Origin of the sequence: Mycolicibacterium arseniciresistens, from assembly GCF_030519285.1 — a bacterium.
Lineage (GTDB): Bacteria > Actinomycetota > Actinomycetes > Mycobacteriales > Mycobacteriaceae > Mycobacterium > Mycobacterium arseniciresistens.
The window spans coordinates 1-10,576 of sequence record NZ_JAUMSQ010000300.1; the positions used below are offsets into that span (position 1 = coordinate 1).

Annotated in this window: 12 protein-coding genes; 1 reads left to right on the plus strand and 11 read right to left on the minus strand. The window is 69.7% G+C overall.

Features of this window, described 5'->3' with window-relative positions:
* On the minus strand, positions 1–802 hold an 802-nt coding region (locus Q2100_RS26245), incomplete at its 3' end, for a class I SAM-dependent methyltransferase (RefSeq protein ID WP_407667699.1).
* A 14-nt stretch (positions 803–816) separates the two neighbouring features.
* On the opposite strand from Q2100_RS26245, the gene Q2100_RS26250 reads away from it, so the two are divergent.
* On the plus strand, positions 817–1,371 hold the full coding sequence (locus Q2100_RS26250; protein ID WP_302916428.1) for a dTDP-4-dehydrorhamnose 3,5-epimerase family protein: 555 nt from the start codon (positions 817–819) through the stop codon (positions 1,369–1,371).
* Here the strand turns inward: Q2100_RS26250 and Q2100_RS26255 are convergent.
* The 10 genes from Q2100_RS26255 to Q2100_RS26300 form a co-directional block, all read right to left on the minus strand.
* Positions 1,355–2,389 (minus strand): NAD-dependent epimerase/dehydratase family protein, encoded by a 1,035-nt coding sequence (locus Q2100_RS26255; RefSeq protein ID WP_302916429.1) that lies wholly within the window; start codon positions 2,387–2,389, stop codon positions 1,355–1,357. The two genes, Q2100_RS26250 and Q2100_RS26255, sit on opposite strands and share 17 nt — an antisense overlap.
* Positions 2,386–3,045 (minus strand): PIG-L deacetylase family protein, encoded by a 660-nt coding sequence (locus Q2100_RS26260; protein ID WP_302916430.1) that lies wholly within the window; start codon positions 3,043–3,045, stop codon positions 2,386–2,388. The genes Q2100_RS26255 and Q2100_RS26260 overlap by 4 nt, the downstream gene beginning before the upstream one ends.
* A complete protein-coding gene (locus tag Q2100_RS26265) occupies positions 3,042–3,851 on the minus strand; it encodes a glycosyltransferase family protein (protein WP_264013107.1) in 810 nt (269 codons plus the stop codon). The genes Q2100_RS26260 and Q2100_RS26265 overlap by 4 nt, the downstream gene beginning before the upstream one ends.
* Complete coding sequence (locus tag Q2100_RS26270) at positions 3,848–5,119, minus strand: class I SAM-dependent methyltransferase (RefSeq protein WP_264013106.1); 1,272 nt, start codon at positions 5,117–5,119, stop codon at positions 3,848–3,850. Before Q2100_RS26270 ends, Q2100_RS26265 begins: the two co-directional genes overlap by 4 nt.
* A gap of 197 nt (positions 5,120–5,316) precedes the next feature.
* Positions 5,317–6,003 (minus strand): two-component sensory transduction protein RegX, encoded by a 687-nt coding sequence (gene regX, locus Q2100_RS26275; RefSeq protein WP_264013105.1) that lies wholly within the window; start codon positions 6,001–6,003, stop codon positions 5,317–5,319.
* The gene (locus Q2100_RS26280) at positions 6,000–7,202 is read right to left on the minus strand and encodes a sensor histidine kinase (RefSeq protein WP_264013104.1); all 1,203 of its coding nucleotides are present in this window, start codon (positions 7,200–7,202) and stop codon (positions 6,000–6,002) included. The genes regX and Q2100_RS26280 overlap by 4 nt, the downstream gene beginning before the upstream one ends.
* A 130-nt stretch (positions 7,203–7,332) precedes the next feature.
* On the minus strand, positions 7,333–8,088 hold the full coding sequence (locus Q2100_RS26285) for a phosphoglyceromutase (RefSeq protein WP_269896856.1): 756 nt from the start codon (positions 8,086–8,088) through the stop codon (positions 7,333–7,335).
* Positions 8,089–8,101: 13 nt separating this feature from the next.
* Positions 8,102–8,632, minus strand: coding sequence for a type III secretion system chaperone family protein (locus Q2100_RS26290; RefSeq protein WP_302916431.1), 531 nt, complete (start codon positions 8,630–8,632; stop codon positions 8,102–8,104).
* Positions 8,629–9,945, minus strand: coding sequence for a D-inositol-3-phosphate glycosyltransferase (gene mshA, locus Q2100_RS26295; RefSeq protein WP_302916432.1), 1,317 nt, complete (start codon positions 9,943–9,945; stop codon positions 8,629–8,631). Before mshA ends, Q2100_RS26290 begins: the two co-directional genes overlap by 4 nt.
* Positions 9,946–9,966: 21 nt before the next feature.
* Positions 9,967–10,576 (minus strand): ROK family protein (locus tag Q2100_RS26300; RefSeq protein ID WP_302916433.1); only part of this gene is annotated, 610 nt, incomplete at its 5' end.

Consider the following 10,576-nt stretch of genomic DNA (forward strand, 5'->3'; position numbering starts at 1 on the left):
GCCGCCCCGCATGTCGTTCCGACTCCAGCCACCCGCGCAGTTGCGACGCGTGGGTGTCGGCGGCGGTCTGCAACGCCCCGACCTGCCGCGGGTCGGTCATCGCCGCGTCCGCGTCGAGCAACGCCGCAGCGTCGGGTCCCGGCGGCGCGTCGCCGTGCACGGCGGCCACCAGCACCGTGCCGCCGTAGAGGTCGAAGTGCCACACCGTCTCCGCCCGCATCCCGGCGCCGGCGAGCAACCGAACCAGCGCGGGCATCGAGTAGTACGCGAAGTGTCCGTGGCGCAACGCATTCCACTGTCCGTGCGACACGATCGCGGCCAGCGAATGGTACTGCAGCAGCAGCACGCCACCGGGTCGGGTGGCGGCCGCACGCTGTGCGAACGCCGCCTTCTGATCGGGTTCGTGCATGATGCCGAAGCAGTCGAGCACCACGTCGGCGGGTCCCGGGGTGGTGGCGAATCCGCGGTCGGCGAGCAGCGGGAGCCAGCTGCCGCCGTGCGGACTGCCGAACTCGCGGACCGTGGCGCCCGTCAGCCAGCCCTGGCCGGCCACCCGGGCCACCGCGTCGGCAGCCTGATCGCGAAGCGCCTGCGGTTCGATCCCGCGCGGTTCGTCGGTCACCGTGTCGTCCTCCGACAGCTGGGCCAGCCCACAGTCCGGGCACAGCGCCATCGCCAGCGGATGAGCCGTCTCCTGCGGCCGGACCGGCGACGACGCCGGCGGGAAGTGATCGGCCGCGGGCACGGCGCCCAGGTCCAGCACCCGGCGCAGCGCAGGCTCCCCGCATCCGCGACAACTCATGGCAGCATGTCCTCGTGCGTATCGAGCAGGCCGAGCTGGCCGGGGTGGTGGTGCTCGTCCCGCAGCCGCACCGTGACGATCGTGGCCTGTTCACCCGCACCTTCGACGCGGACATCTTCGACGATCACCTCGGCACCCCCGGCGCCGCCGCGGCGTTCCGGCAGGATTCGCAGTCCCGTTCGGCCCGGGGTGTCATCCGCGGCCTGCACGGACGGCGAGGCCGCGGCGAGGCGAAGCTCGTCCGCTGCGCGCACGGCGCGGTGCACGACGTGCTCGTCGACGCCCGGCCGTCGTCGCCGACCTTCGGACGGCACCAGTCGTTCCTGCTCGACGACAACGACTTCCGTCACCTGTACGTGCCGCCCGGCATCCTGCACGGCTTCCAGTCGCTCACCGAGATCGCCGACGTCTGCTACCGCATCGACCGTCCGCACGACCCGGCCGAGGACGTCGCGGTGCACCACGCCGATCCCGAACTGGCGATCGACTGGCCGCTGCCGGTCACGCGCATCTCCGACCGCGACGCCGCCGCGGGCACCTGGGGCGAACTGCTCACGCAATTGCGCTGACACGTCGCATCGTCTCGTCGATCGCTCCGCTGCCACGCAATTCCTGCAGTCGCGCCAACCGGGTGAATTTGTGTTCGAAGTCGTTGCGCTGCAGACCGTGTGCCGTGTACGCGGCATACAGCTCGGCGGCACCGTCGGCGATCGACCATGCCGCCTCGAAGCCGAGCTCGTTGCGGGCCCGGCTGAAGTCGACCCGGTAGGAGCGCGGGTCGGCGCCGCTCTCCCCGGTGATCGCGACCGTCGAGCCGGGTACGACATCGACCACCTCGTTGGCGATCTGCGCCACCGTGACGTTGTTCGCCTCGCCGCCGACGTTGAAGGCCCGGCACGAGATGGTCTCCGCGGGCGCCGACAGGCAGACCGCGAACGCCTGCGCGATGTCGCGGGCGTGCACCAGCGGGCGCCACGGCGTGCCGTCCGACATCACCCGCACCACACCGCTGAGCACCGCATGGCCGACCAGGTTGTTCAGCACGATGTCCGCGCGCAGTCGCGGCGAGAAGCCGAAGGCCGTTGCGTTGCGCAGGAACACGGGGATGAAGTCGTCGTCGGCCATCGCCGCCACATCGTCCTCGACGCGGACCTTGCTGATCGCGTACGGCGTGAGGGGTCGCAGCGGCGCATCCTCGCCGACCAGCCCGTCGCCCGCCGCGCCGTACACCGAGCAGGTCGACGCGTAGAGGAACCGCTTCACGCCCGCGTCCTTGGCCAGCCGTGCCAGCCGGACCGACGCCCAGTGGTTGATGTCGTAGGTGATCTGCGGCTCCAGCGCCCCCAGCGGGTCGTTGGACAGCGCGGCGAGGTGCACCACCGCGTCGAATCCGCGCAGCTCCTCGACGGTCACGTCGCGCAGGTCGGTGCGCAGGCCGGGCGGGTCCACCGGAGCCGGGCCCAGCACGCAGTCGCTGAAGTAGCCGTTGTCCAGGCCCACGACGTCGTGGCCCTCGGCCTGCAGCACCGGGACCATCACGGTGCCGAGGTATCCCTGGTGGCCGGTGATCAGAACCCGTTGTGTCATGCGGCGTTGCCTTTCCCGAATTTGACGACGACCTTGTCGACCACGAATGCCTCGGCGTGACTGCTGCGGCACTGTACGCCGCGCAGCCGCGACAGCCCGAGGAACGACAGTTCGTCGAACCAGTCCCTGGCGGTCTGGGACGGATAGTGCTTGTGCAGCAGCCGGACCTTCTCCTCGGCCGTCGCGGTGTCGAGCGGATGGAACACCGTCACCGCGGGGGTGTCGGTCTCCCACTTGAGGATCTCGTAACCCAGGATCAGCTGGTCGCGGAACTCGGTGGGCACCAGTTCGGCGAGCATCCGGTGATCCTGGTGGGCGTCGCCGCGATGCGTGGCGAACACCACGTCGGGCGAACAGGTCGCGCGAAACGCCTTCAGCGCGTCCTTCACCCGCTCCCAGTGCGCAGGTGCGCGCCCGTCGGGCACATCGAGGATCGTCACGGCCGCCGTCGCACCCGGACAGAACGCCGCGAGCGCGGCCCGCTCCTCGGCCTCACGTTCGGTACCGGCGCCGCTGAGCACCAGCGCATGCACACGCAGGCCAGGGTTGGCCTCTGACAGAGCGAGCAGTGTGCCACCCATGCCGATGGCGATGTCGTCGCAGTGCGCCCCGAGGACGGCGATCTCGCTCAGATCGCCTGCCTGCAGATCGATCACGTCGCCGGTGCGAGCTGCGGAGCCGCCTTAGAGTGCTCCCAGAGCATCCACGGCCGGTCGCCCCGCTGGTATCCGGCGTCGAGCTCGGCACGCTCCTTGAAGGTGTCGGCCGGCTTCCAGAACCCGAAGTGCTTGTGGCCGTACAGCTTCCCCTGGGCGGCCAGCTTGCCGCAGACGTCCTCGACGAGGTCGCAGTTCTCGGTGAGGAGCTCGAGCACGTCGGCGGTCTTGAGCACGAAGAAGCCGCCGTTCTCCCAGATCGGGAGTCGCGACACGGCGGTGATGCCGCTGATGTTGCCGTCTTCGGCGATGTCGACGCAGTGGAACGACGACTGCGGCGGCACGATCAGCATCGAGGCGGCGGCGCCAGACGCCTTCACCTCGTCAACGATCTGGTCCATCGGCGCGTCGGTGAGCACGTCGGCGTAGTTGGCGAGGAAGTACTCGTCGTCCTCGACGAAGTGCCGGACCCGGCGCAGCCGCTCACCGATCGGCGACTCCGGCCCGGTGTCGACGAAGGTGATCGTCCAGTCGGCGATGTCGGAGTCCAGCAGGTCGACCTGGCCGTCCCGGATGACGAAGTCATTCGACATCGCCTCCTGGTAGTTCAGGAAGAAGTCCTTGATGTGGCTCGCGCCGTAGCCGAGGCAGAGGATGAAGTCCTTGTGCCCGAAGTGCGCGTAGTACCGCATCACGTGCCAGATCAGGGGCCGCGGGCCGATCATCTGCATGGGCTTGGGCACGACGTCCTCGGCGCCGTTGCGCATCCGCATGCCGTATCCGCCGCAGAACAGCACTACCTTCATTCGGGGTCCCCATTCGTGGTTCGGCGTGCCGGAGTGGTCGCGCCGGGCTGGACGATCTGTAGGTGCGGCAGCGGGATCGCCAGTTGCGCACCCCATTCGGCCGTGTAGGCCAGCTGCTCGGTGATCTCGGTGGCGAGGTTCCACGGCAGCACGACGATCACGTCGGGCCGGTCCTTCTCGAGCCGGTCCACCGAATGGATCGGGATGCGGGTGCCGGGGGTGTATCTGCCGTGCTTGTACGGGTTGCGGTCGACGGTGTACTCGATGAGGTCCGACCGGATGCCGCAGTAGTTGAGCAGCGTGTTGCCCTTGCCGGGGGCGCCGTAGCCGACCACCCGCTTGCCCGCCGCGCGGCAGTCGAGCAGGAAGCGCAGCAGTTCGTGACGGACGTGCTCGACGCGGGGCCGCAGCGTGACGTAGCCGGCGACGTCGTGCAGGCCGGCCTCCTCCTCGGCGGCCAGCGCCTCGGCCACCCGCGCGGTCGGTGTGCCCGCGACCGGCTCCGGCCTGGCCCACACCCGGATCGATCCGCCGTGGGTGGGGATCAGCTCCACGTCGACGACGGCGAGCCCGGCCGTTGCGAGCGCCCGCGCGGCCGAAGCCACTGTGTAGTACTGGAAGTGCTCGTGGTAGATCGTGTCGAACTGGGCGAGCTCGACGAGGTTGCGTGCGTGGTGCACCTCGATCGACAGCCAGCCGTCGTCGGCCATCAGCAGACGCAGCGCGCGGGTGAACCCCAGCAGGTCCGGGATGTGGGCATAGACGTTGTTGGCGACCACGAGGTCGGCGGCGCCGTGTTCGGCTCGCACGTCGCGGGCCGTCGCCTCGTCGAGGAACGCCGTCACCGTGGGCACGCCCCGCTCGACGGCCGCGGCGCCGACGTTCACCGACGGCTCGATGCCGAGGCAGCGCACGCCCGCGTCGACGACGTGTTGAAGAAGGTAGCCATCGTTGCTGGCAACTTCAATGACAAATGACTTCTGCGTCAGCTCCAGCCGTTCGACAGCGCCGCCGACGAACTGGCGTGCGTGATCGACCCAGCTGTCGGAGAACGAGGAGAAGTAGGCGTATTCGGTGAAGGTGTCCTCCGGCGTGATCAGCGCGGGGATCTGGAGCAGCAGGCAGTCGGCACACAGCCGCAGGTGCAGCGGAAATGTCGCCTCGGGCAGCTCGAGGTCGGTGGCCGAGAGGAATTTCTCGCACGGCGGGGTCGCGCCGAGATCGAGGACGCTGATCAGCCGATCAGATGCACACAGGCGGCACGACACATTGAGGCCTTCGCTCTAGGGGTGACTCCGATGCGGAGCCTAACAGAGCTTAGCTAACTACGCGAACGTTGCTGAAATCGCACGATCACGACACGTTTCGTCGCGGCGTCTGGTTCGTGCAGGGGTCGCGCCTCGATGGTGACGACAGACCGGTGGGTCCCCTACGTGCGAGGGGGCCCACCGCCGTCGTTTCGGACTCAGCCCTCGAGCTTGTAGCCCAGGCCGCGGACGGTCACCAGGTGCACCGGATTGGCGGGATCGGCTTCGATCTTCGACCTCAGCCGCTTGACGTGGACGTCGAGCGTCTTGGTGTCGCCCACGTAGTCCGCGCCCCACACCCGGTCGATGAGCTGACCGCGGGTGAGCACCCGGCCGCTGTTGCGCATCAGGTACTCGAGCAGGTCGAACTCCTTGAGCGGCAACGTGATCGCCTCACCGTTCACACTGACGACGTGCCGCTCGACGTCCATCCGCACCGGGCCGGCCTCCAGTACGCCGTCGCCGATGCCGGATTCGTCGTTCTCGGTGCCGCGACGTAGCACCGCGCGGATGCGCGCGATCAGCTCGCGGGCCGAATACGGCTTGGTGACATAGTCGTCGGCGCCGAGTTCGAGGCCGACCACCTTGTCGATCTCGCTGTCGCGCGCCGTCACCATGATCACCGGCACACTCGACCGCGACCGCAGTTGCTTGCACACGTCCGTGCCGCTCATGCCGGGCAGCATCAGGTCGAGCAGCACGATGTCGGCCCCCGAACGGTCGAATTCGGCGAGCGCCGACGGGCCGTCGACCACCACCGTCGTCTCGAAGCCCTCCTTGCGCAACAGGAACGCCAGCGGATCGGCCAGCGACTCTTCGTCTTCCACGATCAACACACTGGTCATGGTCCGGCGGGGTCCTCTCGTTGGTCGAACTGGTGAGCGGTGTCGCCGTCGACACCGAAGTATGCGGGGATCGACAGCGTGAAGGTCGACCCAGTACCCGGCTGACTCCACAGCCGGATCGATCCGTTGTGGTTCGCGGCCACGTGTTTGACGATCGCCAGCCCGAGGCCGGTGCCGCCGGTCGCCCGCGAACGCGCCTTGTCGACGCGGAAGAAGCGCTCGAACACCCGCTCCTGGTCGGCCTTGGCGATGCCGATGCCGCGGTCGGTCACCGCGATCTCGATGTTGTCGCCGCGCCTGCGCCTGCTGATCGTCACCGACGATCCGTGCGGTGAGTAGGCGATCGCGTTGGAGATCAGGTTCGCCAGCGCCGTGACCAGCAGCGCCTGATCACCGTGCACGCGGAACCCGGTGGGCGCGTCGGTGGTGATCGCGATGTCGGCGTTGTCGGCGGCCACCTTGTGCCGCGACAGGGCCTCGGACACCACGCTGTCCACCTCGACGATCTCCAGGTCGGGCAGCCGTTCGCCGCCCTGCAGCCGGGACAACTCGATCAGCTCACCGACCATGTCGGCCAGCCGGTGCGCCTCGGCGACCATCTTCTCGGAGAAGTGCCGCACCGTGTCGGGGTCGTCCGCCGAGGCCAGCAGCGCCTCGGCCAGCACGCCCATGGCGCCGACCGGGGTCTTCAGCTCGTGGCTCACGTTGGCCACGAAGTCCCGGCGGGTGGCTTCCATGCGGGCGTGTTCGGACTGGTCGGCGACGTAGATGACGGCGAACCGGCGGTCGACCTGGGTCAGCAGCCGCACGTGGCCGCGCACCGAGAGGCCCGACCGGCCGGGGTGCTGCAGCTTGCGCGGGGTCAGGTCGACGTCGACGTCCTCACCGGTCGACAGCGTGTGCTCGGCCGCGGCCCATGCCCGGTCGTCGAGCAGACGCTCCCGCACCAGGCCCAGCTCGATGGCCCGTTCGTTGGAGTAGACGACGTCACGGAAGGTGTCGACCACGACGATCCCCGTCGGCGACGCCGACACGATGTGGGCGAGCATCTGGGAGACGGTGATGCCGGCCTGTTCGACGGCCCGGCGCTGCCTGGCCTCGAGGATCCGGGGCGTCAGCAACGCACCCACCCCGGCCCCGGCGGCCAGGGCGAGTAACGCAACCACTGCTGTCAGCAGCAGCGCGGAAACCACGCTCACGCGAAAAGCGTACGCATCCGGTGAACGTCATCCCAGCAGCGTGCGGCCAAAACGAGACATGTCACAGAGCCAGGAGCAGGTGTTCGGGCCGCGTTAACCCACTGTTTGCCGGGGCGGGGCCTTCCGATGGCTACTTCGCGCCCTGCGAAGCAACGGCCGCCGCGCCGGCCTCGGCCGCCTCGGGGTCCAGGTAGGTACCCCCCACCACCAGCGGCTTGAGGTCGGAGTCCAGGTCGTAGCGCAGCGGGATACCGGTGGGGATGTTCAGCCCGACGACGTCGTCGTCGGACATCTTGTCCAGGTACTTCACCAGGGCGCGCAGCGAGTTGCCGTGCGCGGCGATCAGCACGGTCCGGCCCGCCCGCAGGTCCGGGACGATGGTCTGCTCGAAGTAGGGCACGAACCGGGCGACCACGTCGGCCAGGCACTCGGTGAGCGGGCCGCCGTCGATGTCGGCGTAGCGGGGGTCGGTGTCCTGGCTGAACTCGCTGCCCGCTTCGATCGGCGGCGGCGGGGTGTCGTAGCTCCGCCGCCACGTCATGAACTGCTCGTCGCCGTACTTCTCCTTGGTCTCGGCTTTGTTCAGGCCCTGCAGCGCACCGTAGTGCCGCTCGTTGAGCCGCCAGTCGCGGTGCACCGGGATCCAGTGCCGGTCGGCCTTGTCCAGCGCCAGGTTGGCCGTGGTGATCGCGCGCCGCAGCAGCGAGGTGTAGACGACGTCGGGCAGCCGGTCCAGCTCGGCCATCAGCTCGCCGGCGCGCGCCGCCTCCGCCCGGCCCTTGTCGGTGAGGTCGACGTCGACCCAGCCGGTGAACAGATTCTTCGCGTTCCAATCGCTCTCGCCGTGGCGGAGCAGGATCAGCGTGGATTCTCCGGAATCAGCCATGGCTGGCATCCTCTCACGCCTGTGCGGCACCGTCCTGGTCGCTCGCATCGTCGATGAGGTGCTCGAATGCGCGCAGGTTCTTCAGCGATTCGCCGCGCTTGACCCGCCACTCCCACTCCCGCTGGATCGACGATTTGAAGCCGAGTTCCAGCAGCGTGTTGAAGTCGTTGTCGACGGCCTCGAGCACCTGGCCGAGCACGCTGTCGAGCTCCTCGGCGGTCACCGCGGGCAGTGCGATCCGGCCGACGAGGTAGATGTCGCCGATGTTGTCCAGCGTGTAGGCCACGCCGTAGAGACGGCGGTTCCGCTTGAGCAGGAAGCGGTAGACGCCCTCGAAGTTCTCGTCGGGCTTGCGGCAGACGAACGCCTCGACGCGCACCGAGTGCTCGCCGACGGTGAGGATCGTGTTGGTGGTCAGCCTGCGCTCGCCGGGCAGGGCTACCACGATGCCCGGCAGCCCGCCGCGCGCGCCTGCGTGCAGGGTGTAGTTCAGCCCGTGCTCGACGAGCGTGTCCTCGATGATCTTCTGGACGCGTTCGGTCATGCGCGGACCCCGCGCCGCATCGAGAACCGCCTGCCGCCGCGGCGGGTGGTCGCGTCCCGGCGCGGGTGGCGGGTGCGGTAGTCGGAGATGGCCCGCCCGTAACCGGCCAGCAGTGCGTCGACGGTGTGCGCCCAAGAGAACGACGCGGCGTGCGCGACGGCCGCGTCGCGCATGGTGTCCGGCCCGCGTTCGAGGAGGGCGTTCATCGCATGCGCCCAGTCGTCGGTGTCGTGGCCGTCGACCAGGGTCCCGGTGACGCCGTCACGCACGGCGACGGGCAGGCCGCCGACCGCCGCGGCCACCACGGGGGTGCCGCAGGCCTGGGCCTCGACGGCGACCAGTCCGAAGGACTCCGAGTAGCTGGGCACCGCGACCAGATCGGCGGCGCGGTAGACCGTCACGAGGTCTTCGCGGGACTGCGGGGGCAGGAACGTCACGCGGTCTGCGATACCCAGTTCGTCGGCGAGCCGAACCAGCCCGTCGGGTGTGGCCATCCCGCTGCCGGACGGTCCGCCGGCGATCAGCACCCGCACCCCGGGAAGTTTCGCGGCCGCGCGAAGCAGCACGTCCGGCGCCTTGAGGGGCTGGATCCGGCCCACGAAGGCCAGTACGTCCTCGTCGGCGGCCAGGCCGAGCCGGGCCCGGGCTTCTCGCTTGTCGCCAGGGGTGAAGACGTCGAGGTCGACCCCGGGATGCACGACGTCGATGCGCGACGGGTCGGCGTGATGCAGCGAGACCAGTTCGCGCGCTTCGTGTTCGGTGTTGACGATCAGCCGGTCGGCCTCGTCGACCACCTGCTGCTCGCCGACCGCGCGCAAGGGCGGTTCCGGCGCGTCGCCCTCGGCGAGCGCGGCGTTCTTCACCGCGGCCAGCGTGTGCGCGGTGTGCACCAGCGGCACCGCCCAGCGGTCGCGGGCCAGCCAGCCCACCTGACCCGACAGCCAGTAGTGCGAGTGGACGATGTCGTAGTAGCCCGGTTCATGGGTGGCCTCGGCGCGCAGCACGCCCGCGGTGAACGCACACAGCTGCGTCGGCAGGTCGTATTTGTCGAGGCCCTCGAACGGTCCGGCGACGACGTTGCGCACCAGCACACCGGGCGCCACCCGCACCACCGGCGGGTCGGCCGACGACGTGGCGCGGGTGAAGATCTCGACCTCGACGCCGCGGCGCGCCATGTGCAGCGCGGTCTGCAGGACATACACGTTCATCCCGCCTGCGTCGCCCGTGCCGGGCTGGGCCAGCGGCGACGTGTGCACCGAGAGCACCGCGACGCGGCGCGCTGAGACGTCCGGCTGATCCGCTGCTAGGCGCACACCGTCATGTCTACACCTCGGCTACGCGCTGGCTTCGGGGCGGCGGGCCTGCGCACGGCGCATCGCCGCGATCGGATCGGCGTACAGCCCGCCGAGCGACACGATGCCCGCGCCGGCCTCCTGCACCCGGTTGCCGAACGCCGTCAGCCGGATGTCGCGCGGCGCCAGCACCGACCGCTCGGCGAAGGCGGTCTCGACCGTCGCCATGGCCTCCGGGTACTCGGTGAACGCCTGCCCGCCGACGACGAGGTCGTCGGGGTTGAGCAGGTCGCGCAGCAGGGCGATCGACTCGCCGAGCACGCGGGCGCGTTCGGTGAGCAGCTCCCTGGCCGCCGCGTTGCCCTGCCGTGCCGCGCGCAGCACGTTCGCCAGGGTCGACGCCGGTCCGTCGGCGGGGACGACGCCTTGGCGCCGTGCGGCCGCGAGCACCGCCTCGTCGCTGACCGTGGACTCCAATTGTCCTGTGCCGCCCAACAATTTCGACTGCGCGGGCAGCGCGGCGATGGTGCCCGGCCCGCTGCCCGGCGAATGCACCCGGCCGTCGATCGAGAGCGCGTACCCGACGGTCTCGCGGGCGTAGACGTACAGGCTCGTCGTGTGCGTGAGCGCCGAAGCGGCGGGGGCCGTGGCC